Source organism: Pseudonocardia hydrocarbonoxydans (assembly GCF_006539565.1).
In the GTDB taxonomy this organism is placed as follows: domain Bacteria; phylum Actinomycetota; class Actinomycetes; order Mycobacteriales; family Pseudonocardiaceae; genus Pseudonocardia; species Pseudonocardia hydrocarbonoxydans.
Genome location: NZ_BJNG01000038.1, coordinates 1 through 25,723, shown reverse-complemented (window position 1 = coordinate 25,723; position 25,723 = coordinate 1). Strand labels below are relative to the sequence as shown.

Sequence of the window (25,723 nt, the reverse complement as noted above, 5' to 3'; positions counted from 1 at the left end):
ACCTCGGCCCCGGCGCGGCCGCCGACCCGGGAATGGGATGCTGGCCGGCATGAAGTCGCGCGTGCTGGTGGTCGACGACGACCCGGCCCTGGCCGAGATGCTCACCATCGTGCTGCGGGGCGAGGGGTTCGACACCGCGGTGGTCGCCGACGGCACCCGGGCGCTGCCCGCCGTCCGCGAGCTGCGGCCCGACGTCGTGCTGCTCGACCTGATGCTGCCCGGGATGAACGGCATCGACGTGTGCCGGGCGATCCGGTCGGAGTCGGGCGTGCCGATCGTCATGCTCACGGCCAAGAGCGACACCGTCGACATCGTGCTGGGCCTGGAGTCCGGCGCCGACGACTACGTGGTCAAGCCGTTCAAGCCCAAGGAGCTGGTGGCGCGGATCCGGGCGCGCGTGCGGCGCACCGAGAACGAGCCCGCGAGCAGCTGTCCATCGGCGACGTCACGATCGACGTGCCCGCCCACCAGGTGCAGCGCGGCACCGAGCAGATCGCGCTGACCCCGCTGGAGTTCGACCTGCTGGTGGCGCTGGCGCGCAAGCCGCGTCAGGTGTTCACCCGCGAGGTGCTGCTGGAGCAGGTCTGGGGCTACCGGCACGCCGCCGACACCCGCCTGGTCAACGTCCACGTGCAGCGGCTGCGCTCGAAGGTCGAAACCGACCCCGAGCACCCGGAGGTCGTGCTGACGGTCCGCGGGGTCGGCTACAAGGCCGGCCCGCCGTGATCGGCTGATGTCGGGCCGCATGCGCCGCGGCCTGGCGCAGGTGCGCCAGCTCTCCTCGGAGGTGGCCGAGGCCTCCGGTGCGGTGTGGCGCCGGTCGCTGCAGCTGCGGGTCGTCATCAGCACGCTGGCGCTGTCCACCGCCGTCGTCCTGGTGCTGGGCCTGGTCCTGCAGACCCAGATCGCGCAGCGGCTGGTGCAGGGCAAGGAGGCCGACACGCTGCTGCGCTTCGAGGCGGGCGTCGCGCTGCTGGAGCGCGACCTGTCCGGGGTCGATCCCGACCGCGAGGGCGCCGAGGGCGAGCTGAACAACGCGCTCGCGCAGCTGACCAGCGCCGACGCGAGCGGCGACGCGGCCGCGGCGGGCGAGTTCCGGGCGGTGCTGACGACCGGGCGGCGCGACGGCGGCGAGGAGGTCTCCTCCGGGCCGGTCGAGGACGTGCCCGCCGAGCTGCGCCGCGACGTCGGCGCCGACGGCACGCTGGCCCGCCAGTACGTCACGATCGTCCGCGACGGGGTGGCGGTGCCGACGCTGGTGGTCGGGCAGCCGGTGCGCACGGCCGGGCCGCGGGTCCTCGAGTTCTACATGCTGTTCCCGCTCGACTCCGAGCAGCGCACGCTCGGCCTGGTGCAGAGCACGCTGATCGTCGGCGGGCTGCTGCTGCTCCTGCTGCTCGCGGGCATCGTGAGCATCGTGACGCGGCTGGTGGTGCGGCCGGTCCGGGAGGCCGCGGAGATCGCCGAGCGGTTCGCCGACGGCCACCTCGACGAGCGCATGCGCGTGCAGGGCGACGACGAGGTCGCCCGGCTGGGCGAGTCGTACAACGAGATGGCGCAGAGCATCCAGAACCAGATCCGGCAGCTGGAGGAGTTCGGGGCGCTGCAGCGCCGGTTCACCTCCGACGTCAGCCACGAGCTGCGCACCCCCCTGACTACCGTGCGGATGGCCGCCGACGTCCTCTACGCCTCCCGCGGGGAGCTGCTCCCGGCGCTGCGGCGCAGCTCGGAGCTGCTGGTCACCGAGCTCGACCGGTTCGAGGCGCTGCTCTCGGACCTGTTGGAGATCAGCCGCCTCGACGCGGGCGTGGCCGAGCTGGTGGCCGAGAACGTCGACGTCCGGTCGGTCGTGCTGCGCGCCGTCGAGGCCGTCCGGGGCATCGCCGACGAGACCGGCACCGAGCTGGAGCTCCTCCTGCCGCACGGCGTGTACGCCGAGATCGACAACCGGCGGGTCGAGCGGATCGTGCGCAACCTCGTCGCCAACGCCGTCGACCACGGGGAGGGGCGGCCGGTGCGCGTCGAGCTGGCCGCCGACGACCTGGCGGTGGCCGTGCTGGTCCGCGACCAGGGCGTCGGGCTGCGCCCTGGCGAGGCGGCGCTGGTGTTCAACCGGTTCTGGCGGGCCGAGGAGAGCCGGGCGCGCCGCAGCGGGGGCAGCGGGCTGGGCCTGTCGATCAGCGTCGAGGACGCCCGGCTGCACGGCGGCTGGCTGCAGGCCTGGGGCGAGGTCGGGTGCGGCGCGGCCTTCCGGCTGACGCTGCCGCGCGTCTCCGGCGACACCCTGGTCGGCAGCCCGCTCCCGCTGGGGCCCGACGAGCGGGCACTGGCGTCGACGGTGGGCTCGGTCCCGACGCCGCCCCGCGGGCGTCCGGAGCCGGAGCCGGCGCCGGAGTGGCTCCCGGGCGACGACGTCGGGGAGCCGGTCGCGGACCTGGCGGAGGACCCGCGATGAGGCGCGTGACCGTGGCCCTGGCCCTGCTGCTCGCGCTGTCCGGGGTGGCCGGCTGCGCGAGCGTGCCGGGCAGCTCCCCCGTGCAGATCCTGCGCCGCGTCACCGAGGGCGAGACGGCGGTCCTCCCGCCCGGCCCGGTCGACGGCACCGACGCGGGCGGCCTGGTCCGCGGCTTCGTCGAGGCCTCGGCCAGCAGCACCGACGACTACGGCGCCGCCCGCCAGTTCCTCGCCCCCGAGGCCCAGCAGTGGGACGCGGGCGCCGGCTTCACCGTGCTCGAACCCCAGTTCGACACCGTCCCCGCGCCGGGCGCGTCGGACCCGTCCACCGACGTCACCCGCATCCGGATCCGGGGCACCTCGGTGGGCCGGGTGACCTCGTCGGGGTCGTTCGAGCCCGCGCCGGCCCCGGTGCAGATCGACGTCACCGTCGTGCGCCGCGACGGGCAGTGGCGGATCTCCGAGCTGCCCGACGGCGTCGTCGTGCCGCTCGACGAGTTCCGCACCCACTACCGCGGGGTCCGCACCTGGTTCGTCGACCCGTCACGGCCCGTGGTCGTGCCCGACCTGCGCTACCTGCCGTCGTTCCCGTCGCGGGCGCAGGCCGCGCGCGTCATGGAGCTGCTGCTCGCCGGGCCGTCGGGGGCGCTGCTCGGCGCGGTCGGCTCGCAGCTGGCGGCGGGCGCCCGCCTGCGGTCCAACGTGGCGCTGAGCGAGACCGGGGCCCTGGTCGTCGACCTGACGCGGGTCGGCGACCTCGACGAGCCCGGCCGCAGGCTGCTCGCGGCCCAGGTCGTGCTGTCGCTGGCCGAGGTGAACGTGGCGCGCGTGCAGCTGCTCGTCGACGGCATCCCGCTGCTGCCCGAGCGGCCGGTGCTCAGCCGCGAGGACGTCGCCGACCTCAGTGGCGACACCCAGCCCGGTGCCGACGTCCCGGCGCTGGTCGCCGCGGGCGGGCGGCTGCGCGAGCTCGGGGCGGCGGCCGCCGAGCTGCCGGGACCGGTCGGCAACGGCGGCTTCGACGTCGAGTCCGCGGCGTCCACCGTCGACGGGCAGCGACTCGCCGCGGTCGCCCGGTCGGCCGGGCGGCGGCTGCTGCTGGTCGGGGGCGGGGCCGAGGCCGGGGTGTCCGAGGTCGGGCTCGGCGCCGCGGACATGTCCCGCCCGTCGTGGACGCCCACCGGCTCGGAGGTCTGGACCGTCCTGGACCAGACGACGGTGGCGCGCGTCCTCGTCGACGGCAGCGGTCCCCCGCGCACCGGCCAGGTCAACGCCGACGAGCTGGCCGCGTTCGGCCCGATCCAGGACCTGCGCCTGTCCCGTGACGGCATGCGGGTGGTCGCGGTCGTCGCGGGCGGCCTCTACACCGCCGCGGTGACGCGCGGGATCGACGGCGAGGTGGCCGTCCGCAACATCCGGCGGCTGCGCCCCGACGACCTCGGCGAGGTCGTGAGCGCCGACTGGCGCTCCGCGGAGGCGGTCGTCGCGATCACCCGGCGGCCCGACCGCCTGGTCGCGCAGGTGTCGGTGGACGGGCTGTCGGTGCAGGGACTGCTGGTCAACAACCTGACGCCGCCGCTGGGCGCGGTGGCCGCGGCACCGAGCCGGCCGTTCCTGGTCACCGACCAGAGCGGGGTGTGGAGCTTCGCGGGGGGCGACCAGGACGCCTGGCGCCAGGTGCTCGGCGCCGCGCCCGACGCCGTGCCGTTCTACCCCGGCTGACCGGTTGTCCACAGGCCGCGGGACCGGCCTGTGGACGGTCTCCGCGTGCGTGCCGCGGGGGCGGCAGGGTGCGGGCATGGACGTCCGTGGCCTCGGGGCCGCCCTCACCGACCTGGTGTTCCCGGGCGGCTGTGCCGGATGCGCCGACCCGGCCGGGCCGTGGTGCGCGGGCTGCGCGCCGGCCGTGGGCCCGCCGCGGCGGGTCGACCTGCCGGGCCTGCCGCCGACGCTGGCGGCCGGCCGCTACGGCGGCCCGCTGCGCACCGCGCTGCTGCGGGCCAAGGAGCGCGGGCGCCGCGACCTGGCCGCCCCGCTCGCCGCGGTGCTGGCGACCGGGCTGGCCGGCCCGGCGACGCTGGTGCCCGCGCCCTCGCGCGCGGCCGCCGCGCGGGCCCGCGGGGGCGACCACGTCCTGCGGCTGTGCCGCGGCCTGGCCCTCCTGGGCCCAGGGGTGCGGGTGTGGCCCGTGCTGGGCCTGGCCCGCGGGGTGGCCGACTCGGTGGGCCTCGACGCCGCGCAGCGGGCGGCCAACCTGCGCGGACGGGTGCTCGTGCGGCCCGGCCACGGGCCCTCGCCCGGCGGGCCGCTGCTGCTCGTCGACGACGTCGTGACCACCGGCGCGACGTTGCGGACGTGCGTCGCCGCGCTGGCCGCGGCCGGGATCCCGGTGGACGGCGCGCTCGTGCTGTGCGACGCGACGGGCTTCAGTTGATCATGAACGCCGGGTGGAATCATACCGGCGCGAGGCCGTCCGGGGAATGTCATCGGGCGCATTCACACAGGTCGGCGTCACTCAGCGCACGCCTCTGTTGCACTTCTGTGATCCCGGCTACCGTCCCTGAGCATCCGACCCACCCCCGACCGAACGGGGAGCAGAGGAGGAAGCACCACCCGGCGCCGGGGCCAGAGGTCCCGGGGCGTCTGCACCGCCAACCCGACGCTGAGAGCGAGGGAAGTCTGCGTGGAGATCGTTGTCACCGGCCGTAACGTCGAGGTGCCCGAACATTTCCGGGTTCACGTCGCCGAGAAGGTCGCTCGCCTGGAACGCTACGACCACAAGATCGTCGGGCTGGAGGTGGAGCTGTTCCACGAACCCAACCGACGACAGCTCAAGACCTGCCAGCGCGTCGAGCTCACCGGACGCGGCGCGGGCCCCGTCGCCAGGGCGGAGGCCTGTGCGCAGGACTTCTACGCCGCCCTCGACGCCTGCGTGGCCAAGCTGGAGGCGCGCCTGCGCCGGTCGCACGACCGCCGCCGCGTCACCGCACGCCGCACCCGCGTCCTCGTCGGCCGCGGGTCGTCGAACGGGCGCGCCACCGCGGTGCTCGACGAGGCCCCGTCGGTCGACATCCCGTTCCCACGCGACGCAGCGGACGACGCGCTCCACGAGCACGCGCCCGCCGGGACCCACGACCACGACCACGGCGACCCCGACCCGGCCCCCGGCCGCGTCGTGCGGCGCAAGGTGCACACGGCCGAGCCGATGTCGATCGACGACGCACTGTCGCGCATGGAGCTCGTCGGGCACGACTTCTACCTCTTCGCCGACGTCGAGAGCGGTTCGCCCTGCGTGGTCTACCGGCGCAAGGGCTACGACTACGGCGTCATCCGGCTCGGCTGACGACCCGTCCACCGACCCCGAGGGGGCGGTCACGCGTTCCACGGAACGCGGGCCGCCCCCTCGGCGTTGTGCAGGTGGGTCCGGGTGCTTCGCTACCCTGGACGGGCAGTGCGCCGCCTCGGCTGGCGTGCTGCGACCTGACCGCGACGTGAATGAGGTTTCAGCTGTGCCGCTGTTGAACCGCCTGCTGCGCGCCGGAGAGACGAAGCTGGTCAAGCGGCTGGGTCGGATCGCCGCGCACATCGACACCCTCGAGCCCGACGTGGAGCGTCTCACCGACGCCGAGCTGCGCGCCAAGACCGACGAGTTCCGCGAGCGCTACACCGCCGGGGAGACCCTCGACGAGCTGCTGCCCGAGGCCTTCTCCGTCGTCCGCGAGGCCGCGCGCCGCACGATCGGCCAGCGCCCGTTCACCGTCCAGCTGATGGGTGGTGCCGCGCTGCACCTGGGCAACATCGCCGAGATGAAGACCGGTGAGGGCAAGACGCTCACCTCCACGCTGCCGGCCTACCTCAACGCGCTGTCCGGCGAGGGCGTGCACCTGGTCACCGTCAACGACTACCTGGCCAAGCGCGACGCGGAGACGATGGGCCGCATCCACCGCTTCCTGGGCCTGTCGGTCGGGGTGATCCTCTCGGAGATGCCGCCGCTGATCCGCCGCGGCCAGTACAAGGCCGACATCACCTACGGCACGAACAACGAGTTCGGCTTCGACTACCTGCGCGACAACATGGCCTGGAACGCCGCGGACATGGTGCAGCGCGGCCACAACTTCGCCGTCGTCGACGAGGCCGACTCCATCCTCATCGACGAGGCGCGCACCCCGCTGATCATCTCCGGCCCGGCCGAGCAGAGCGCCCGCTGGTACCAGGAGTTCGCGCGGATGGCGCCGATGCTCAAGCGCGACGTCCACTACGAGGTCGACGAGCGCAAGCGCACGATCGGCGTCACCGAGGAGGGCGTGTCGCTGGTCGAGGACCAGCTCGGCATCGACAACCTCTACGAGGCGGCCAACACCCCGCTCGTCGGCTACCTGAACAACGCGATCAAGGTCAAGGAGCTGTTCAAGAAGGACAAGGACTACATCGTCCGCGACGGGCAGGTGCTCATCGTCGACGAGTTCACCGGCCGCGTCCTGGCCGGGCGCCGCTACAACGAGGGCATGCACCAGGCCATCGAGGCCAAGGAGGGGGTGGAGGTCAAGGCGGAGAACCAGACGCTGGCCACCATCACCCTGCAGAACTATTTCCGCCTCTACGAGCGCCTCTCCGGCATGACCGGCACCGCGCAGACCGAGGCCGCCGAGCTCAACCAGATCTACAAGCTGGGCGTCGTCTCCATCCCCACCAACCGCGACATGATCCGCAAGGACCAGCCCGACCTCATCTACAAGACCGAGGAGGCGAAGTTCGAGGCCGTCGCCGACGACATCGCCGAGAAGCACGCGGCCGGGCAGCCGGTGCTGGTGGGCACCACGAGCGTCGAGAAGTCCGAGTACCTGTCGAAGCTGCTGCTCAAGCGGCAGGTCCCGCACGAGGTCCTCAACGCCAAGCACCACGAGCGCGAGGCCGCGATCGTGGCGCAGGCCGGGCACGCGGGCGCGGTCACCGTCGCCACCAACATGGCCGGCCGCGGCACCGACATCGTGCTGGGCGGCAACCCGGAGTTCCTCGCCGACCTCGAGCTGCGCCGTCGCGGGCTCGACCCGGTGGAGACGCGCGAGGAGTACGAGGCGGCCTGGGACGCCGCCGTCGCCGACATGAAGTCGCAGGTCGCGGCCGAGGCCGAGGAGGTCAAGGCCGCGGGCGGACTCTACGTGCTGGGCACCGAGCGGCACGAGTCCCGCCGCATCGACAACCAGCTCCGCGGCCGGTCCGGCCGCCAGGGCGACCAGGGCGAGTCGCGCTTCTACCTGTCTCTCGGCGACGAGCTCATGCGCCGGTTCAACGGCCACATGGTCGAGTCGATCATGAACCGGTTCAACCTGCCCGACGACGTGCCGATCGAGGCGGGGATGGTCACCAAGGCCATCCGCAGCGCCCAGACGCAGGTCGAGCAGCAGAACTTCGAGATCCGCAAGAACGTCCTCAAGTACGACGAGGTGCTCAACAAGCAGCGCACCGTCATCTACTCCGAGCGGCGCCGTGTGCTCGCGGGCGAGAACATCCAGGAGCAGATCGAGCACATGCTCACCGACGTGGTCACCGCCTACGTCGACGGCGAGACCGGCCAGGGCTACGCCGAGGACTGGGACCTCGACAAGCTGTGGACCGCGCTGCGCACCGTCTACCCGATCGGGATCCGCTGGCAGGACCTCGCGGGCGCCGACGACGAGGGCGACCTCGACGACCCGGGCGACCTGACCAGCGAGGCGCTCACTGCCGCGGTCCTGGAGGACGCGCGGGGCGCCTACGCCCGGCGCGAGGCCGAGATCGACGCGATGATCGGCGCCCAGGGTGGCATGCGGGAGCTGGAGCGCCAGGTCCTCCTGCAGGTCATCGACCGCAAGTGGCGCGAGCACCTCTACGAGATGGACTACCTCAAGGAGGGCATCGGCCTGCGCGCGATGGCCCAGCGCGACCCGGTCATCGAGTACCAGCGCGAGGGCTACGACATGTTCGCCGCGATGCTCGAGGGCATCAAGGAGGAGACGGTCGGGCACCTGTTCAACGTCAAGGTGCAGGCCGCCGCCCCGGCGGCGCCCGCCGCCCCGGCAGCGCCCGCCGCGGAGCAGCCTGCGGCGGTCCCGGTGGAGCCGACCCCGGCGACCGAGCCCGCCACCCCGGCGACCGGCGTCCCGGCCACCCCCGCGGCCGCGGCTCCGGCCGCCGCCCGGCCCACGGGTCGCCGCCGCCGTCCCGAGCCGGCCGCCGCCGTCGTCGACGACGCGGCAGCCACCAGCGTGCTCCCGTCGGCCTTCACCGGCGCCCGCCCCTCGGAGCTGCGCTACAGCGGCCCCGCCGAGGACGGCGGCACCGTCACCCGTGGCGGCAACGGTCGCGCGGCCCGGGGCACGGCGGCGCGCAGCGACGCCGAGCCCTCGCGCAACCGGCCGTGCCCGTGCGGTTCCGGTCGCAAGTACAAGCAGTGCCACGGGTCGGCCACCGCGGCACGGTCGTAGTTTCCCGAACCGCCCCGCCGCGCGGGCCGCGCGCCCTAGCGTGCGGGGTGTGACGGAACCGGACCTGCTCCTGCCCGACCTGCTGCTCCCGCGGGCCGGGCAGGCGGTCGACCGCCTGCTGCGGCGGGTCGTCGCCGCCCACGGGCTCACCCCGACCTCGTTGGGGGTCCTCGGCGTGCTGGTCCGCGGCCGACCCGCGGCTCACCGGGACCTGGCGGCCGCACTCGGCGTGGCGCCGGCCACCCTCACCCCGGTCGTCGACGCGCTGGAGCGCGCGGGCGAGGTCGTGCGGGTCCGCGACGCGGTCGACCGCCGGGTCGTGCGGGTCGGGGTCACCGGTGCCGGCTCGGCGCGCTACGCCGCCGCGTTCGCCGCGGTCGGCCGCGAGCTGCGCGCCCGGGTGCCACAGCCGCCCCCGGGGTCGGAGGCGGCCGTCCGCGGCTACCTGTGTGCGGTACTCGCGGCCCTGGACGGGGTCGTGCCGCCGGCCTCAGCCGATGCGGACGGCGGTCCAGCGCCAGCGCCCGTCGGCCAGGTCGAACCGGGCGGCGAGGGCCCGCACCCCGCCGTCGAGCTCGACGGCCAGCGCCACCTCGGCGGCGTCGGGCCGCGGATGGCAGAGCCGGACGCGGTGGAAGCGCGCGGGTGACCGGCGCGGCACCGGGCGCCGGGCCGCGACCACCCGCCAGTAGCGCACCACCTCCTCGGCGGAGTGCGCGGCGAGCTGCCCGGGCGGGCGACGCCCGTCGAGGACCTCGCAGCCCAGCCGCAGCAGCCGGGTGATCGCGACCCGGGCGTCCGGGGGGTCCGCGGCAGGCGTCGGCGACGGCGGGCGGGCCCGGGCCGGTGCCGTGACCGGACCCGGGGTGGGCTCGTAGGAGGCGGCACGGATGCGCGGGCGGGTGGGCGTCGCCAGGATCGTCATGCCGGGAGGGTGCGGCGCCGGCGACGCCCGGCGGGGCCGGTCGGATCGGTTCGGGTCCGTACGGTCCGGCGGCGAAGCGGTCTACGGTGGTCCGGTGCCGTTGCGCGGGCTGGTCATGGACCTCGGCGGGGTGCTCACCGACGGGCCCGAGGTGCTGGAGCTGGTGCGCCGGGCGCGGGCCGCCGGGTGCCCCACGGCGCTGGTGTCCGACGCGCACGCGGTGTCCGACGAACTGGCCGCCCTGTTCGACGTGCTCGTGCTCGGCCCCGCGCTCGGTGTTCGCAAGCCCGACCCGGAGGTGTTCCGGCGGACCGCGGGGCTACTGGGGCTCGGCGTCGACGAGTGCGTGGTCGTCGACGACCTGGCCGTGAACGTGCGGGGCGCCCGGGAGGCGGGCGCGGTGGTCGTGCACCACGTGGACCCGGAGCGCACCGTCGACGAGGTCGAGGTGCTGCTCGGGCTCACGTGACGGGACCGCCCCCGGTGGCCGGTCGCCACCGGGGGCGGTCCCGGGTCGTCACTGCTGCGGCGGAGCGGGCGGCGGCGTCTCGTGCTGCTGCTCGTCGGCCGGCGCACCCTCGGCGGGCGCGGGCGGCGGCGCCTGGGTGGTGTCGCCCGCCCCGGTCCGCTGCTGCGCCTGGTCGACGATGTTGTCGATGTGGCCCTCGTGCCCGGCGAACCGGCCCTTGGCGGCCTCGCCCACCTTGTCGAGACCCTGGTCCACCTTGTCGTCGTGCTGGTTCAACAGGTCCTTTGCCTTGTCCAGGAAGCTCATACCCGCACCCTGGCGTGGATCACCGGCGAATGCAACATCCGCATTCACCCGATCGAACGAAGCCGAACGTGTGAAGGCCGCAGCTCGTCGACGCTGCCGACGCCCATGAGCTGCATCGTCCGCACGATCTCGCCCGCGAGGATCTCCACCGCCTTCTCCACGCCCCGCTGCCCGCCCGCCATCAGCCCGTAGAGGTAGGCGCGCCCGATCAGCGCGGCGCGCGCACCGAAGGCGATCGCGGCGACGATGTCGGCGCCGTGGGTGATACCGGTGTCGACCCACACCTCGGCCCGGTCGCCCACCGCGTCGACGACCGGGGGCACCAGCTCCAGCGGCACCGGCGCGCGGTCGAGCTGGCGGCCGCCGTGGTTGGACAGCAGCACCGCGTCGGCGCCGGCGTCGACCACGCGGCGGGCGTCGTCGACGCTCTGGATGCCCTTGATCACCAGCTTCCCGGGCCAGGTGCCGCGCAGCCAGTCGACGTCGTCCATGGTCAGCGCCGGGTCGAAGACGCGGTTGATGAGCTCGGCGACGGTGCCGTCGGTGGACTCCAGGCTGGCGAAGGTCAGCGGGTCGGTGGTGAGCAGGTTGACCCACCAGTGGGGGTGCATCGCCCCGTCGACGAAGGTCTTGAGCGACAGCGCGGGCGGGATCGTCAGCCCGTTGTGGACGTCGCGCAGCCGGGCCCCGCCGACGGGTGTGTCGACGGTGAGCATGAGCGTGTCGTAGCCGGAGTCGGCGGCGCGCTGCACGAGGTCCTTGGCCACGGAGCGGTCGCGCCAGAGGTAGAGCTGGAACCAGCGGCGGGCCCCGGGCGCGGCCGCGGCGACGTCCTCGATGGTCGTGGTGCCCATCGTCGACAGGGCGTAGGGGATGCCGACCCGCTCCGCGACGGCCGCGACGGCCCGCTCGCCCTCGTGGTTCATCATCCGCGTGAAGCCGGTGGGCCCGAACGCGAAGGGGAGGTTCGCGCGCACGCCCAGGATGTCGCGGCCGGTGTCGACCTCGGAGACGTCGCGCAGCACGGTGGGCGAGAACTCCACGCGGTTGAACGCGTCGCGGGCCCGGTTCAGCGACAGCTCGCCGTCGGCGGCGCCGTCGGTGTAGTCGAACACCGCCCGCGGCGTGCGGCGCCGGGCGATGCGGCGCAGGTCGGCGATGCTGGCGGCCTTGGCCAGGCGCCGATCGGTGCCGTTCCACCGGATCGGCGCCGGGCGGAGCAGGGGTGCGAGCTCGGACGGGCGGGGGAGGCGACGCTGGACCATGGCCTCCAGGTTAGGCGGCCCCGGGCCCGCGCACAGTGCTCACGCGTGGCGCCTGCGGGCGAGCTCGAACGCCGTCACCGCCCCGGCGCTGGCCACGCCCAGCGACTCGACGCCGCCGTGCATGGGGATGCCGAGGACGCCGTCGAGCAGCGGGCGCACGGTCGCGGACAGGCCGTCGGTCTCGTTGCCCAGCACCAGCGCCACCCGCGGCGGCAGGTCGGCGTCGAGCAGCGACGACCCGCCGGCGTCGAGACCGTGCAGGGCGAACCCGGCGTCGCGCAGGGCGGTGCAGCCCTCCTCGACGGTGCCCGCGCGCAGCACCGGCGCCCGGAACGCCACCCCCGCCGAGGCCTTGACGACCAGCGGGTCGATCGCCGGGACGCCGCGGCGGGGGAGCAGCACGCCGTCGAGACCGGCGGCGGTGGCGCTGCGCAGGATCATGCCGACGTTCGCCGGGTTGGTGACGCGGTCGAGCACCAGCACGGCGGCGGGCGCGCCGGGGGCCAGCGCGTCGAGGAACTCGGCGACCGGGGCCATCCGCGGTGCGACGACGTCGGCGAGCACGCCCTGGTCGTGGCGCCCGTTGCCGGCGAGCACCTTGACGCGGTGGGCGCTGGCGCGCTGCACCGGGACCCCGCGGGCGCGGGCGGCGTCGAGGATCGCGCGGACCGGCCCGCCGTGCAGCCCCTCGGCGAGGATCACCTTGTCGACCCGCAGGTCGGGGTCCTCCAGCGCCTCCTGCACGGGCTTGCGGCCGTACACGGTGATGAAGGTGTCTTTGGGTGAACGAGCCTTCGGCGAACGGGGGTCCGGCACCCGCGCAGCCTAGGATCAGGCCCATGCCGCCCCGGCTCTCGCCCCTCGACGCCTCGTTCCTCTACCTCGAGCAGCCGACCACGCCGATGCACGTCGGAGCCGTCTCGATCGTCGAGCGGCCCCCGTCGGGCTTCGACTACGACACCCTGGTGGGTCTGGTGGAGCAGCGCATCGCGCTGGTGCCCCGCTACCGCCAGAAGGTGCGCCACGTCCCGGCCAACCTGGCCCGGCCGGTGTGGGTCGACGACGTCGACTTCGACGTCGCCTACCACGTCCGCCGCTCCGCCCTGCCCAAGCCCGGCTCCGACGAGCAGCTGACGGAGCTGGTGGCGCGGCTGATGTCGCGCCCGCTCGACCCGACGCGCCCGCTGTGGGAGATGTACCTGGTCGAGGGGCTGGAGGGCGGCCGGTCGGCGATCCTCACCAAGACCCACCAGGCCATGGTCGACGGCATCAGCGCCATCGACATCGGTCAGGTGATCCTCGACGTCGCCGCCCCCGAGACGAACGGCGACGGCCGGGCCCGCGGGCCGGGGACCCATCCGGAGCTGTGGATGCCCCGCCCGGAGCCCACCGACGTCGAGCTGGTGATGGGGGCGGTCGCCGAGGCCGTGGCCCGGCCGGGGCTGGTCGTCGAGACGGCCGTCGCGGCGGCGGGCGACGCGGTGGCCACCGTCGGGAAGGTCGCCGGCGGGTTCGGGCAGCTGTTCTCGATGGCCCGCACGGCGAGCAGGCGCGCCCCGGGCACCCCGCTCAACGTCGACATCTCCACCCAGCGGCGCTTCGCGATCGCGCGCACGGAGCTGGAGGCCTACCGCCGGGTGCGGGCGGCACACGGGTGCACCGTCAACGACGTGGTGCTCAGCGTCGTCGCGGGCGCGCTGCGCGACTGGCTGCTCTCCCGCGGCGAGCCGGTGCGCGCGGGCTCGTCGGTGCGGGCGATGGTGCCGCTGTCGGTCCGCGGCGAGGCCGACGTCCCCAGCAGCGCCACGGCGGGTTCGCTGGGCAACCGGGTGTCGTCGTTCATCGTCGACCTGCCCGTCGGCGAGCCCAGCCCGGTCGTGCGGCTGCACCACGTCACGCACGCGATGCGCGAGCACACGGCCTCGGCGCACTCCGTCGGGGCCGACACGCTCGTGCGGATCGGCGGGTTCGCCCCGCCCACGCTGCACGCGCTGGGCGCCCGCGCGGCGAGCGGCATGTCGAAGCGGATCTTCAACCTGGTCGTCACCAACGTCCCCGGCCCGCAGTTCCCGCTCTACGCCGCGGGCGCCCGGATGCTGGAGATGTTCCCCGTCGTCCCGCTGGCGAAGGGGCAGGCGCTGGCCATCGGGCTGACGTCCTACGACGGTGGTGTCTACTACGGCTTCAACGGCGACCGCGACGCCATGCCCGACGTCGAGGTGCTGGCCGGCCTCGTCGACGAGGCACTCGAGGAGCTCGTGGGAACGGTGAACTGATGAGGGTCTACGTCCCGGCGACCTGGCCGATGCTGGCGCGGATGGTGAAGAACGGCCGCCTCGACCCGATGGGCGGCACGGCGTTCGCGCTCACCCCGAAGCTGCGCGAGAGCTACGCCGCGGGCGACGAGGAGGAGCTGGAGTACGCGGCGATGGCCGAGGCCGCCCGCGCGTCGCTGCGGCTGCTCGGCGTCGAGTTCGGGCTGGGGGAGAACGACGTACCCGCACGGCGGGTGGTGGTGGCCGCCGACGTCGACGCCACCCTGCGCCCCGACCTCGACGACGGCGCGGTGCGGATCTCCGGCGGGGTGCCGATGTCGGCGGTCGCCGCGGTGCACGTCGACACCGAGGAGGCGGAGTACGCCGTGCGGCAGGCCGCGGGCGCGGTCGACGCCGCCGACATGGGCGACCTCGACGCCGAGTTCCTCATCGGCGAGGCGCAGGACCACGAGCTGGCCTGGTATGACCCCTCGGAGATCGCGTTCCTGGTGGAGCTGGGCTAGCGCGCCTTCTTCCGCCACGCGCTGTAGGAGGTCACCGGGCCGGAGTGCGGGCGGAACAGCCACGGCCAGGGGTGCACCCGCACCGGGCCGACGGCCGCGGCCCGCCGGGCGAAGCCGGGCACGGGGGCGTGCGTGACGGCCACCGCGCGCCCGGCCAGCTCGTCGGCCACGACGCCGCGGCGCACCTCGACCGGGCGGCGGGTGCCCAGGTCGGCGAGGGTCTCGGCGAGGAACACCAGGCGCTTGCCCGACAGGCGAAGCCGCGCGAGGAGCGGCTCGTCGAACACGAACACCGCGGGCAGGTCGGGGTGGGCCGCCAGCGCCGGGTCGGCGTCGCCGAGCGACTCCGCGGTGAGCCACACGGCCCCGGGGTCGCCCTCGCCCGCCGGTTCCCGCGGCCCGCCGGTGGCCTCGGGGTCGGGGTCGGAGCGCATGCGCGGATCGGGGTCGAGCCGGTCGACGGGGGCGTCCGGCGGCCAGTCCTGGATGGGGCACGCGTCGCGCAGGGCGCAACCCCGGCACAGCTGCGGCGCGCGCTTCTGCACCTGCCAGCGCGAGAAGCCGTAGGGCTTGCCGGTGCCGGCCCCGATGCTCCACTGCCAGCCCAGCCGGTTGGCCGCGCGCGAGCCGTCGAGCAGATGGGTGAAGAAGCGGTCCTCGCCGCCCGTCCACTCCGCCCCGGCGCGCACGGTCCACTGCGACGACATCCACATCCGGGTCTGGTTGACCAGCCAGCCGTCGGTCTCCAACTCCTCGACGCAGCTCGCCACGCAGTTCATCTCCACGGGCCACGGCTCGTCCCACGACCGCGCCGGGCGGGCCGGGGCGGCCCGCAGCGCGGAGGCGGTGCGCCGGCCCAGCCGGGCGTAGAGGTGGCGGGCGTACTCCTGCCAGGCGAGCTCGTCGCGGAACTTGGTGCGGTCGCGCGGCGGGGCGTCGGCGGCGGCCGCCCAGGCCGTCGGCAGGTCGATCAGGCCGTGCCGGATCCACGGCGACAGCCGGGTCGCGCCCCGGCGCGACACCGGGAGCACCTCGTTGCGGCGGGCCGCGTAACCGGTGAGGTCGAGCGTGGCGAGCGCGGTGTCGGCGGCCTGCTGCCCGCCCCGGAACGCGGGGGACGGGGCGGGTTCGTCGCAGCACAGGTCGGCGAGGTGGTCGCGGACCCAGCCGACGGCGGTGCCCGGCTCGGGCGTGGGGAGCAGCACCGGCCCAGTCTCACCCCGGCGGCCGCGGCCCGCGCGCCGACACCCGCCCGCCCGCCACACCCACCGGGCCCGCCCTGCCACCGGCCGACGCGCACCGTTCGGCCCGGCGCGCACCTTGCGGCCCGGCGCGCACCGTCGAGGGTGCGCGTGGGGTGCGATGGTGCGCGTGGCCGGGTGTGAAGCGGTCGGCGGCGTCCTCTGCGGCCGGCGCGCACCGTCGCCCTCGCCGCGCACCCTCCGGCCCCTCGCGCACCGTCGACGATGCGCGTGGGGCCCGACGGTGCGCGGGGCCGAGTGGGCCTCAGCGCACCCGGTTGTCCGGCGGCGGGGCGATCGTGGCGGCCTGGCCCCAGTCGCGGTAGCTGCTCGTGATCGCCAGGGTGCCGATGCCGGGGAGCTGCTGGCGGGCGGCGCTGCGCAGCGGCCGGTGCGCGGAGTCGACCCACAGCGTGGAGGTGATGAGGGTCAGCCCGGCCCGCACCTGCTGCTCCAGCTGCGCCTTGAGTGCGGGGTCGGTGGCGGTCTCGGCGGCCCGGGCGAGGTCGGTGACGATCGTGTAGCGCACCGCCGGGTCCCCGCCGATGACGTCGTCGGCGGCCTCGCTGATCTGCGTGGAGTCGGCGTAGCGGGCCAGGGTGACGGTGAGGTCGGCGCGCTCGGTGAGCTGGTCGGCCTGCGCGATGAGCTGCTGGGCGTCCGGGTCGGTGCTGGCCGGGTCGACCCGCACCCACGGCCGGTCGTCGCCGTCGTCGGCCGGCATCCGCAGGTAGACCGCGTCGGGCAGGACCACGAAGCCGGTCTCCTGCGGGTCGGCACCCCGCTGCGTGACGACCTGGGTGAACGACAGCTCCACGTCGTCGTCGCTGATCCGCAGCTCGCCCGCGCCGGTGAACCGCAGCCGGACGTCGTCGGCGCCGATGAGCTCGCCCCGCAGGCTGAACCGGGCCGTGCGGTCGAGGCGCTGCTGCGCCGACACGGCCGCGATCAGCTCGTCGATGTCGTCGTAGCGGGTGAGCGCGGCGGCGGCGGGTTCCGGCCCGCCGCAGCCGACGACGGCACCGACCACGAGCAGCAACGCGAGCAGGCGGGGGATCCACGAAGCCACCACGGCACCTCCGTCGGGGGTTGAGGAACGGTAGCGGTCGGTCACCGGAGCGCGACGAGCACCCGGCGCAGCGCCTCCAGCCGCCCCGGCCGCAACAGTCCCTGCGCCACCCGGACGTCGAGCGCGCACTCGGGGTCGGCGGGCGGCCCGAGGTGCCCGCAGCCGCGCGGGCAGTCCTCGATGGCGGCGGCCAGGTCCTCGAACGCGGCGGGCACGTCGTCGGGGGTGACGTGCGCCAGCCCGAACGACCGGACGCCCGGCGTGTCGACGACCCACCCGTCCCGGCCGTCGGGGGTGCGCGGCAGCGGCAGGGCCAGCGCGGCGACGGTGGTGTGCCGCCCCTTGCCGACGGCCGACACCACGCCGACGGCCCGGTCGGCGTCCGGCACCAGCGCGTTGACCAGCGTGGACTTGCCGACCCCCGAGTGCCCGACCAGTGCCGACACCTTCCCGGCGAGCAGCGCGGCCAGCTCCGTCGGCGGCCGGTCGCGCCGGGTCACCACGACCGGGAAGTCCAGCTCCCGGTAGGCCGCCGCGAACGGTTCGGGGTCGGCGAGGTCGGCCTTCGTCAGGCACAGCACGGGCCGCAGCCCGCCCGCGTAGGCGGCGACGAGGCAGCGGTCGACGAACCCGGTCCGCGGCACCGGGTCGGCCACCGCCGTGACGATCACGAGCTGCTCGGCGTTGGCCACCACCACCCGCTCGAACGGGTCGTCGTCCTCGGCGGTGCGGCGCAGGACGGTGGAGCGCGGCTCGACGCGGACGATCCGGGCGAGGGTGTCGACGGCGCCGGTCAGGTCGCCGACCAGGCCCACCCGGTCGCCGACGACGATCGGCGTGCGACCCAGCTCGCGGGCGCGCATCGCGGTGACCGGCGGGCGGGTGCTGTCGCCGTCGGGGGCGCAGGTCCAGCGGCCGCGGTCGACGGTGACGACCATGGCCTCGGCGGCGTCGGCGTGGTCGGGGCGCTGTTTCGTGCGCGGCCGCGAGCCCCGGCGCCCGGGGCGGATCCGGACGTCGGACTCGTCGTACTCCCGCTTGCTCACGGAGCGAGCAGCGCCGTCCAGCGCCCGGGGAAGTCGGGGATCGTCTTGTCCGTGCAGCCGATGTCGTCGATCTCCACCCCGGGCACGCGCAGCCCCACCAGCGCGCCCGCGGTGGCCATGCGGTGGTCCGCGTAGGCCCCCCACGGTCCGCCGTGCAGCGGCGCGGGGCGGATCTCCAGGCCGTCGTCGGTCTCGGTGACGTCGCCGCCGACGGCGGTGATCTCGTGGGCGAGCGCGGCGATCCGGTCGGTCTCGTGGCCGCGGATGTGCGCGACGCCGCGGATCCGCGACGGGGTGGTGGCGAGCGCGGCGAGCGCGGCGACGGTGGGCGTGAGCTCGCTGGCGTCGTGCAGGTCGACGTCGACGCCGAGCAGGGCGTCCGGCCCGTGCACCGTCATCCCGTCCGGCCCGGGCTCGACCGTGCACCCGGCCTGCGCGAGGACCGACAGGATCTCCGCGCCCGGCTGGGTGGAGCCGGCCGGCCAGCCCGCGACGGTGACCGAGCCCCCGGTCAGCGCGGCGGCGGCGAGGAACACCGAGGCGTTGGACAGGTCGGGCTCCACGGCCCAGTCACGCGCCGCGATCGGGCCCGGGGCGACGTGCCAGGTGTTCGCGGAGGAGTCGTCGACGTGCACCCCGGCGGTGCGCAGCATCTCCACCGTCATCTCGATGTGCGGCAGCGACGGCACCGGCTTGCCGTCGTGGTGCACGGTCACGCCCTTGTCGTAGCGCGCCGCCGAGAGCAGCAGCCCGGAGACGAACTGGCTCGACGCCGACGCGTCGATCACGACGTCGCCGCCGGGCAGCGCGCCGGAACCGCGCAGCGTGAACGGCAGCCCGTCGCCGTCGACCGCGGCACCCAGGGCCCGCAGGGCGTGAAGGACGGTGCCCATCGGCCGCTCGCGGGCGCGCGGGTCGCCGTCGAAGGCCACCGGGCCGTCGGCCAGCGCCGCGGCGGGCGGGACGAAGCGCATGACGGTGCCGGCCAGCCCGCAGTCGACCGCCCCGCCGCCGCGCAGGCCGTCGTACGCACCGATCGCGACGTGCTCGCCGTCGACGGTGACCGGGACGCCGAGCGCGCGCAGCGCCCCCACCATGAGCGCGGTGTCGCGGGTGGCCGGGGCACCGGACACCGACGCCGGGCCGCCGGACAGGGCGGCGAGCAGCAGCGCGCGGTTGGTCACCGACTTGGAGCCGGGCACGGACACCCGGCCGCGGACGGGGCCGGTCGCGACGGGTGCGGTCCAGGGGCTGGTCACGGCACCCATGATCCCCCACTCCGTCCGGCCCGCGGGGTGTCGGGGTGGGGTGCCACGATGGACCCATGTGCGGCCGCTACGCCTCGATCAAGGCGCCCACCGACCTCGCCGACGAGTTCCGCGCCGTCGACGCCACCGACGGCGCCGCGGAGCCCGACTACAACGTCGCACCGACCAAGACCATCGTCACCGTCGTCCAGCGGCACCCGCGCGACGCCGACGGCACGCCGGACCCGGACGTCACCGAGCGCACGCTGCGCCTGGTCACCTGGGGCCTGGTGCCGTCGTGGGCCAAGGACGCCAAGGGCGGTGCCCGGATGATCAACGCGCGGTCGGAGACGGCCGCGGAGAAGCCGGCCTTCAAGCGGGCGATGCGGGCGCGGCGCTGCCTGATCCCGGCCGACGGCTGGTACGAGTGGCAGCGCGGGCCCGACCACAAGCAGCCGTACTACACCCGCTACGCCGACCGCTCGAGCCTGGCGATGGCCGGCATCTGGGAGTTCTGGAAGCCCAAGGACGACCCGGAGGGCGCCTACCCCGACGGGCTCGTCACCGCCGCGGTGCTCACGACGTCGGCGGTGGGGGAGCTGGCCCAGGTGCACGACCGGATGCCGCTGCTGCTCCCGCCCGCGGCCTGGGACGCCTGGCTCGACCCCGACACCGGCGCCGACGCCGACCCGGTCGCGTCCTGGCTCGCGCCGCCGTCGGAGGAGCTGGTGGCGTCGCTGGAGCTGCGTCCGGTGTCGCCGCTGGTCAACAGCGTCCGCAACAACGGGCCCGAGCTGCTGGAGCCGTTCACCGACGTCCCCGAGCCGCTGCAGCTCGACCTGCTGGCCGGGCCGAACCCGCAGTGACCGAGGTCGCGGCCACCGAGGTCGACACCCCGCACGGCCCCGCCCGCGTCACCCGGCACGAGGCCACCGACCCGCGGGCGGTGCTGCTGCTCGGCCACGGGGCGGGTGGCGGGGTGGGGGCGCCGGACCTGGTGTCCGCCACCGCCGCGGCCGTCGCGACCGGGGTGTCGGTGGTGCTCGTCGAGCAGCCCTACCGCGTGGCCGGTCGTCGGGCCCCCGCGCCCGCCGGGCAGCTCGACACCGCCTGGCTGGCCGTCGTCGAGCACGTCCGTGCGGATCTGCCGCTGGTGTTCGGCGGGCGCTCCTCCGGTGCCCGGGTCGCCTGCCGCACGGCCGGTGCGGGCGGCGCGGTCGGCGTGGTGTGCCTGGCGTTCCCGGTCGCCCCGCCGCGGAGCCCGGAGAAGCACCGGCTCGCCGAGCTGGCCGCACCGCAGGTCCCGGTGCTGGTGGTGCAGGGCGAGCGCGACCCGTTCGGCCGCCCCGAGGAGGCGCCCGGTCGCCGGGTCGTGCTGCTGCCCGGTGACCACGGCCTCAAGGCCGCGCACGGCGAGCTCCGGGCCGCGGTCGCCGGGTTCCTGGGCGGCCTGCTCAGCTGAGCGCGGTGGCGATGGGGGCGAAGCTCGCCCCGGCCAGGCGCGCGAGGTCGTCGGGGGCCAGTTCCATCTCCAGGCCGCGCCGTCCCGCGCTGCAGAACAGCGTGTCGAACCCGCGGGCCGAGGAGTCGATCACCGTGGGCAGGCGCCTGCGCTGCCCCAGCGGCGAGATCCCGCCCGCGACGTAGCCGGTGACGCGCTCGGCGTCGGCCACCTCCGCCATCCGCGCCCGCTTCCCGCCGACCGCCGCCGCCAGCGCCTTGAGGTCCAGCGACGCGGTGACCGGGACGACGGCGACGGTGAGCCGCCCGTCGACGTCGGCGACCAGGGTCTTGAACACCCGCCCCGGGTCCAGCCCCAGCATCTGCGCCGCCTCCGGCCCATAGGCCTGCCCGGTGCCGTGCTCGTAGGAGTGCAGGACGTGCGCCACGCGGCCCTTCGCCAGCAGCGCCGTCGCGGGGGTTGCTCTTCCGGCCATGACGGACAGGGAATCACCCGGCGGGGAGCGCGTGTTGTACGGGCCGTGACGCACGCACTGATGGACTCCCCCCCGGCATCGCCGGGCCGCTCCGCGACGAGGCGCGTAGGCTCGCCTCGTCGTCCGGCCACCGCTTCGGGGGTCGTCCCCGGGGCCCGCGTGGTCCGGCGTGAGAGGAGCACGGTGCCCGGCAGCACGTCCGACCGCACCGCACCGGTCACCGATGCGGTGGAGGCCGTCGACCAGGAGGCGATCGACCAGAAGGCGATCGACCAGGAGGCGGAGACCCCCGAGGAGCGCATGGCGCGCTTCGAGCGCGACGCGATGCCCCTGATCGACCAGCTCTACGGTGCCGGTCTGCGCATGACGCGCAACCCCGCCGACGCCGAGGACCTGGTGCAGGAGACCTACCTGAAGGCCTACTCGGCCTTCGGCACCTTCCGCGCGGGCACCAACCTCAAGGCCTGGCTGTACCGGATCCTCACCAACACCTACATCAACGGGTACCGCAAGAAGCAGCGCCAGCCGCTGCAGTCCCCCACCGACGAGATCACCGACTGGCAGATCGCGCAGGCCGGTGAGCACACGTCGAAGGGGCTGCCCTCGGCCGAGGCCGAGGCGCTCGACGGGCTGCCCGACGACGCGGTGAAGGCGGCGCTGCAGGCGCTCCCGGAGGACTTCCGGATGGCGGTGTACTACGCCGACGTCGAGGGGTTCGCCTACAAGGAGATCGCCGAGATCATGGGCACCCCGATCGGCACCGTCATGTCGCGGCTGCACCGCGGACGCCGCCAGCTGCGCGACATGCTCACCGAGACCGCCCGGGAGCGGGGCTTCCTGCGCGGCAAGCAGGAGGAGGTCACCTCATGAGCTGCGGCGACCACCACGAGACGGACTGCTCGGAGGTGCTGGCCGAGGTCTGGCTGTTCCTCGACCAGGAGTGCGACGGCGAGCGCCGGGCGCTGCTGTCCAAGCATCTCGACGAGTGCGGCCCGTGCCTGGCCGAGTACGGCCTGGACGAGAAGCTCAAGCGGCTGCTGGCCGCGAAGTGCGGCGGGGAGCAGGCGCCGCCCGGGCTCAAGGACAAGCTGCGCCACCAGATCCGCACCGCGGTGCTGGAGCAGGCCGAGGTCACGGTCGAGTCCGGCCCCGACGGCGTCACCACCACGGTCGAGGTGCGCACGACCCGCGTCGAGCGCCGCGGCTGATCACGCACACGGAACGCCGGGACCCGTCGGGTCCCGGCGTCCGGTGTCTCACGAGGGTTCGGGCCTCAGGTGTTGGGGCGCTTGCCGTGGTTGGCGCCGCCCTTCTTGCGGTCGCGGCGCTTGCGTGCACGCTTCGACATGGTTCCCTCCCTCACACGGTCGTGGCTGCTGGGACCAGCATCGCACGTGATTGACTGGCGCCGATGTCCACCCTGAGCGAGCTGCTGGCCGAGCACACGCAGCTGCCCGGTGACGCCGTCGAGCACCTGCAGCGGGTCGTCGCCGAGTGGCAGCTGCTGGCCGACATGTCCTTCGCCGACTTCCTGCTCTGGGTCCCGCTCGACTCCGACTTCCTCTGCGTGGCGCAGGCCCGGCCCACCACCGCGCCCACCGCGCACGCGGAGGACATGGTGGCCCGGCGGGTGCCGGTGGCGGACAACCCGCAGCTGCGCCGGGCGGTCGTCGAGGGGCGGATCTGTCGTGACGAGGCCCCCCGGTGGCACCTGGAGGTACCGGTCCGTACCGAGACGATCCCGGTGCGGCACGCCGGGGCGGTCGTCGCGGTCCTGTCCCGCGACACGAACCTCGCGATGCCGCGGGTGCCGAGCCCGCTGGAGATCGCGTACCTGGGCAGCGCGTCGGACCTGTGCCAGATGGTCGCCGACGGCACCTTCCCGCCGCGCGCCACCGTCGCGGGCGCCGACACCAGCCCCCGGGCAGGGGACGGCCTGGTCCGCCTCGACGCGCACGGCCTCGTCGCCTACGCCAGCCCCAACGCGCTCTCGGCCTACCACCGCATGGGCCACGCCAGCGACCTCGTGGGTCTGCCGCTCGACCGTGCCACCCGCGCGCTCGTCCTCGACCCCTTCGACGCCGCCGAGGTCGCCGGGCGCATCGAGTCCGCGCTGGCCGGGCGGCACTCGCTGCGGATGGAGGTCCGGGCCCGCGGCGCGGTGATGCTCGTGCGCGCGCTGCCGCTGCGGCCCCGGGGCGACGCGGCGGGCGCGCTGGTGCTGGTCCGCGACATCACCGACCTGCGCCGCCGTGACATGGCGTTGCTGTCCAAGGACGCGACGATCCGGGAGATCCACCACCGGGTGAAGAACAATCTCCAGACCGTCGCGGCCCTGCTGCGCCTGCAGGCCCGCCGTACGGCGATCCCCGAGGCCCGCCGGGCGCTGGCGGAGAGCGTGCGGCGGGTCGACTCCATCGCGCTGGTCCACGAGACGCTGTCGGCGTCGGTGGCCGAGCGGGTCGACCTCGACGAGCTCGTCGACAAGGTCCTGCCCGCCATCGGCGACGGCGCCACCGCCGAGTCGCGGGCCAAGGTGCGCCGCGACGGCAGCTTCGGCGAGCTGCCCGCCGAGCTGGCCACGCCGCTCGTGCTGGTGCTCACCGAGCTCGTGCACAACGCGCTGGCGCACGCCTTCGAGCCCGGCCGCGCCGGCGAGGTCGTCGTCACCGCCCGGCGCACGGCGTCCGCGCTCGACGTCGCGGTCCTCGACGACGGGCGCGGCCTGCCGCCCGGGTTCGACGTCGAGACGGCCGGGGGCCTGGGCCTGCAGATCGTCCGCACGTTGCTGGACTCCGAGCTCGGCTCGGCGCTCCAGGTCCGGGCGCGGGAGGGCGGCGGAACCGAGGCCCTCATCAGGCTCTCGTTACGGGGGCGTTAGCCTGGGGACTGTGGTTGACGGCACGCAGGTCGCACTGGCGAGTCGCCGACCCCCCGTCCGGAGCAGCCCCCGCGTGCGCCCGGAGGGAACGACCGAGGGCCCGCGACCGGGTGCAGTCCGGTCTCGGGCCCTCGGTGGGGGAGTCTTGAGTTCTACTGCTCGTCTCGTCAGGCCGTGCGAGCGCGGGTACGCGCGTTGCGACGCTTCAGCGCCCGACGCTCGTCCTCGCTCATGCCGCCCCAGACGCCTGCGTCCTGGCCGCTCTCGAGTGCCCAGGTGAGGCACTCGGTGACCACGGGGCAGCGCCGGCATACGGTCTTGGCCTCGGCGATCTGCAGCAGCGCAGGACCGCTCGTCCCCACAGGGAAGAACAGCTCGGGGTCCTCGTCGCGGCAGATTGCGCGGTGGCGCCAGTCCATGATTGCTCTGCTCCTCGTACTTGCGCGATCGGGGTCGCGCCGATCGTCCGTCACGGTGTTTCCGCGCTTGTGAATGATTTCACGAGCGCGTACGTCTTTCAAGGGTCAAGGCCCAGTCCGGTGAGCACTCTCACCCACTCATCGTAACGACGGCTGACACGATCGGTTACTGCTTCGTGACTGTCGTACGGATGAACGCTGATCCTCGGCCGCCCGTCGGAGTTCGGTTACCCGGTCTCCGACGGACCATGCGCGGAGCCCGTCACCGTCGCGGCCGACGGGCCCTTGCTTGTCCGGGACCTACAGTGCGCCCTCGTTTGCCCTGGTGCGAGCCCTTATCGGCTCGACGGTCCGCCGCGGTCGGTGAATGGCCCCCCTGCATCACCGAATCGGGTGACGCGAACCGCTCGACGCGACGAGAAGTGCCTTTCGTACGACGACTCGTCGCTCAGCGGGTTCGGACGGGAACTGCGGGTCACCGTGCCGGTGCGCGCCTATCCTCGGGTCGGTGAGGACCGACGAGCCCGCCATTCCCTCCGGTCCGCCCGTCCAGGTGCGGGTGGCCGGTCTGATCGTGGGCGTCCAGGGGCTGCTCGGCCTGGCGTTCTCCGTGCTGCTCGTCGTGCGGGCGGGTGACGCGGAACTGCCGCTCTCCTTCGTGATCGGGGAGGCCGGGTACTTCGTGCTCATCGGGGGGGCGCTGGTGGCCGTCGGGGCCGGGCTGGTCGTCGGGCGCCGCTGGGCCCGGACGCCGGCGATCGTCACGCAGCTGCTGCTGTTGCCGGTGGTGTACTCGCTGATCGGGCCGTCGCGGCAGCTCGTGCTGGGCATCGTCTGCGGAGCGGCGGTGTTCGTGGCGTTCATGCTGTTGATCAGTGAACGGTCGCGGGAGTGGTCGATGGGGCTGGACCTGCCCGACGCTCCTCGTTGATCCTCGCTGCGCACTCGTGTTCGCCGATGGGCTCTCGGCGTCGGGGCGTCGCCCGCGGCGGCCTGGGGTCGCCGAGTGTGGGGTACGGCAGCCGGGGGAGGCGCGTGAGCTGCCTTCGGGGCCGTGTCGTAGGCGGCGGGATGCTGGGCGCGCCAGTTCGGCGACGAGCGGGCGTCGCGTCCCGCTGGCCGGGGCCGGCCGTCGGCGTCCGGTTCGGATCGATGGCGCGGGTACGGTCCGATGCTGGGGACGGTCGTTTTCCCAGTTCAGGTCGTGTATGATCGAACATG

The 25,723-nt window shown here is 74.7% G+C and carries 24 protein-coding genes and 3 pseudogenes; 16 read left to right on the top strand and 11 right to left on the bottom strand.

Translation table 11 applies throughout. The annotated features are described in order from the left end of the window. The first annotated feature begins 49 nt into the window (after positions 1–49). From mtrA to PHY01_RS28390, 7 genes and pseudogenes are all read left to right on the top strand, one after another. Positions 50–726 (top strand): annotated as a pseudogene (gene mtrA, locus PHY01_RS20790) (MtrAB system response regulator MtrA). Positions 727–733: 7 nt separating this feature from the next. Continuing rightward, a complete protein-coding gene (gene mtrB, locus PHY01_RS20785) occupies positions 734–2,455 on the top strand; it encodes an MtrAB system histidine kinase MtrB (RefSeq protein ID WP_141280958.1) in 1,722 nt (573 codons plus the stop codon). Further along, a complete protein-coding gene (locus PHY01_RS20780; protein ID WP_141280956.1) occupies positions 2,452–4,176 on the top strand; it encodes an LpqB family beta-propeller domain-containing protein in 1,725 nt (574 codons plus the stop codon). The genes mtrB and PHY01_RS20780 overlap by 4 nt, the downstream gene beginning before the upstream one ends. A gap of 76 nt (positions 4,177–4,252) precedes the next feature. Continuing rightward, on the top strand, positions 4,253–4,888 hold the full coding sequence (locus PHY01_RS20775; RefSeq protein ID WP_141280954.1) for a ComF family protein: 636 nt from the start codon (positions 4,253–4,255) through the stop codon (positions 4,886–4,888). 249 nt (positions 4,889–5,137) lie between these two features. After that, entirely contained in the window at positions 5,138–5,797 is a 660-nt protein-coding gene (hpf, locus tag PHY01_RS20770; RefSeq protein ID WP_141280952.1) for a ribosome hibernation-promoting factor, HPF/YfiA family, read from the top strand. Positions 5,798–5,963: 166 nt separating this feature from the next. Next, positions 5,964–8,894, top strand: a pseudogene (gene secA, locus PHY01_RS20765) (preprotein translocase subunit SecA); the annotation flags it as partial. Next, a pseudogene (locus PHY01_RS28390) lies at positions 8,782–9,228 on the top strand (MarR family winged helix-turn-helix transcriptional regulator); the annotation flags it as partial. The pseudogenes secA and PHY01_RS28390, both read left to right, overlap by 113 nt. A gap of 180 nt (positions 9,229–9,408) precedes the next feature. Here the strand turns inward: PHY01_RS28390 and PHY01_RS27760 are convergent. Beyond that, positions 9,409–9,843, bottom strand: coding sequence for an Rv3235 family protein (locus PHY01_RS27760; protein ID WP_246086037.1), 435 nt, complete (start codon positions 9,841–9,843; stop codon positions 9,409–9,411). A gap of 94 nt (positions 9,844–9,937) precedes the next feature. Here PHY01_RS27760 and PHY01_RS20755 point away from each other — a divergent pair, with 94 nt between their 5' ends. Next, complete coding sequence (locus tag PHY01_RS20755; RefSeq protein WP_246086036.1) at positions 9,938–10,312, top strand: HAD-IA family hydrolase; 375 nt, start codon at positions 9,938–9,940, stop codon at positions 10,310–10,312. A 48-nt stretch (positions 10,313–10,360) separates the two neighbouring features. Here the strand turns inward: PHY01_RS20755 and PHY01_RS20750 are convergent, their stop codons facing one another. The 3 genes from PHY01_RS20750 to PHY01_RS20740 are packed head-to-tail and all read right to left on the bottom strand — an operon-like array spanning position 10,361 to position 12,645. Beyond that, a complete protein-coding gene (locus PHY01_RS20750) occupies positions 10,361–10,618 on the bottom strand; it encodes an antitoxin (RefSeq protein WP_141280946.1) in 258 nt (85 codons plus the stop codon). A gap of 44 nt (positions 10,619–10,662) precedes the next feature. Continuing rightward, positions 10,663–11,883 (bottom strand): alpha-hydroxy acid oxidase, encoded by a 1,221-nt coding sequence (locus tag PHY01_RS20745; protein WP_141280944.1) that lies wholly within the window; start codon positions 11,881–11,883, stop codon positions 10,663–10,665. 39 nt (positions 11,884–11,922) lie between these two features. Further along, entirely contained in the window at positions 11,923–12,645 is a 723-nt protein-coding gene (locus tag PHY01_RS20740) for a TrmH family RNA methyltransferase (protein WP_246086035.1), read from the bottom strand. 77 nt (positions 12,646–12,722) lie between these two features. Between PHY01_RS20740 and PHY01_RS20735 the strand changes: the two genes are divergently transcribed. Next, positions 12,723–14,159 carry a WS/DGAT/MGAT family O-acyltransferase gene (locus tag PHY01_RS20735; protein WP_141280940.1) on the top strand — a complete coding sequence of 479 codons (1,437 nt, stop codon included), beginning with the start codon at positions 12,723–12,725 and terminating at the stop codon, positions 14,157–14,159. Next, positions 14,159–14,662, top strand: a complete 504-nt coding sequence (locus PHY01_RS20730) for a DUF6912 family protein (protein ID WP_141280938.1) — start codon at positions 14,159–14,161, stop codon at positions 14,660–14,662. The genes PHY01_RS20735 and PHY01_RS20730 overlap by 1 nt, the downstream gene beginning before the upstream one ends. On the opposite strand, the gene PHY01_RS20725 is transcribed toward PHY01_RS20730, so the two are convergent. The 4 genes from PHY01_RS20725 to aroA form a co-directional block, all read right to left on the bottom strand. Continuing rightward, on the bottom strand, positions 14,659–15,867 hold the full coding sequence (locus PHY01_RS20725; RefSeq protein ID WP_141280936.1) for an FAD-binding domain-containing protein: 1,209 nt from the start codon (positions 15,865–15,867) through the stop codon (positions 14,659–14,661). The genes PHY01_RS20730 and PHY01_RS20725 overlap by 4 nt on opposite strands. A 301-nt stretch (positions 15,868–16,168) precedes the next feature. Next, positions 16,169–16,972 carry an SCO4651 family lipoprotein gene (locus tag PHY01_RS20720; RefSeq protein ID WP_141280934.1) on the bottom strand — a complete coding sequence of 268 codons (804 nt, stop codon included), beginning with the start codon at positions 16,970–16,972 and terminating at the stop codon, positions 16,169–16,171. A gap of 41 nt (positions 16,973–17,013) precedes the next feature. Next, positions 17,014–18,018 (bottom strand): ribosome small subunit-dependent GTPase A, encoded by a 1,005-nt coding sequence (gene rsgA / locus PHY01_RS20715; protein WP_141280932.1) that lies wholly within the window; start codon positions 18,016–18,018, stop codon positions 17,014–17,016. Beyond that, positions 18,015–19,277 carry a 3-phosphoshikimate 1-carboxyvinyltransferase gene (gene aroA / locus PHY01_RS20710; RefSeq protein ID WP_141280930.1) on the bottom strand — a complete coding sequence of 421 codons (1,263 nt, stop codon included), beginning with the start codon at positions 19,275–19,277 and terminating at the stop codon, positions 18,015–18,017. The genes rsgA and aroA overlap by 4 nt, the downstream gene beginning before the upstream one ends. A 65-nt stretch (positions 19,278–19,342) precedes the next feature. On the opposite strand from aroA, the gene PHY01_RS20705 reads away from it, so the two are divergent. Then, positions 19,343–20,131: an SOS response-associated peptidase gene (locus PHY01_RS20705; RefSeq protein ID WP_141280928.1), complete on the top strand. Its 789-nt coding sequence runs from the start codon at positions 19,343–19,345 to the stop codon at positions 20,129–20,131. Beyond that, on the top strand, positions 20,128–20,727 hold the full coding sequence (locus PHY01_RS20700; protein ID WP_141280926.1) for an alpha/beta hydrolase family protein: 600 nt from the start codon (positions 20,128–20,130) through the stop codon (positions 20,725–20,727). Before PHY01_RS20705 ends, PHY01_RS20700 begins: the two co-directional genes overlap by 4 nt. On the opposite strand, the gene ybaK is transcribed toward PHY01_RS20700, so the two are convergent. Beyond that, positions 20,720–21,202 (bottom strand): Cys-tRNA(Pro) deacylase, encoded by a 483-nt coding sequence (gene ybaK, locus PHY01_RS20695; protein WP_141280924.1) that lies wholly within the window; start codon positions 21,200–21,202, stop codon positions 20,720–20,722. The two genes, PHY01_RS20700 and ybaK, sit on opposite strands and share 8 nt — an antisense overlap. A gap of 252 nt (positions 21,203–21,454) precedes the next feature. Here ybaK and PHY01_RS20690 point away from each other — a divergent pair, with 252 nt between their 5' ends. Both PHY01_RS20690 and rsrA read left to right on the top strand, forming a co-directional pair. After that, the gene (locus PHY01_RS20690; protein WP_370467465.1) at positions 21,455–22,072 is read left to right on the top strand and encodes a sigma-70 family RNA polymerase sigma factor; all 618 of its coding nucleotides are present in this window, start codon (positions 21,455–21,457) and stop codon (positions 22,070–22,072) included. Further along, on the top strand, positions 22,069–22,410 hold the full coding sequence (rsrA, locus tag PHY01_RS20685; RefSeq protein ID WP_141280922.1) for a mycothiol system anti-sigma-R factor: 342 nt from the start codon (positions 22,069–22,071) through the stop codon (positions 22,408–22,410). The genes PHY01_RS20690 and rsrA overlap by 4 nt, the downstream gene beginning before the upstream one ends. A 65-nt stretch (positions 22,411–22,475) precedes the next feature. Here the strand turns inward: rsrA and PHY01_RS28285 are convergent, their stop codons facing one another. After that, positions 22,476–22,550, bottom strand: coding sequence for a 50S ribosomal protein bL37 (locus tag PHY01_RS28285; RefSeq protein ID WP_370467464.1), 75 nt, complete (start codon positions 22,548–22,550; stop codon positions 22,476–22,478). Between the two features lie 63 nt (positions 22,551–22,613). Between PHY01_RS28285 and PHY01_RS20680 the strand changes: the two genes are divergently transcribed. Further along, the gene (locus PHY01_RS20680) at positions 22,614–24,083 is read left to right on the top strand and encodes a sensor histidine kinase (RefSeq protein WP_141280920.1); all 1,470 of its coding nucleotides are present in this window, start codon (positions 22,614–22,616) and stop codon (positions 24,081–24,083) included. Between the two features lie 167 nt (positions 24,084–24,250). Here PHY01_RS20680 and PHY01_RS20675 read toward each other — a convergent pair whose 3' ends face one another. Then, a complete protein-coding gene (locus tag PHY01_RS20675) occupies positions 24,251–24,502 on the bottom strand; it encodes a WhiB family transcriptional regulator (RefSeq protein WP_075950692.1) in 252 nt (83 codons plus the stop codon). Between the two features lie 508 nt (positions 24,503–25,010). On the opposite strand from PHY01_RS20675, the gene PHY01_RS20670 reads away from it, so the two are divergent. Continuing rightward, on the top strand, positions 25,011–25,433 hold the full coding sequence (locus PHY01_RS20670) for a hypothetical protein (RefSeq protein ID WP_141280918.1): 423 nt from the start codon (positions 25,011–25,013) through the stop codon (positions 25,431–25,433). Positions 25,434–25,723: the final 290 nt, after the last annotated feature.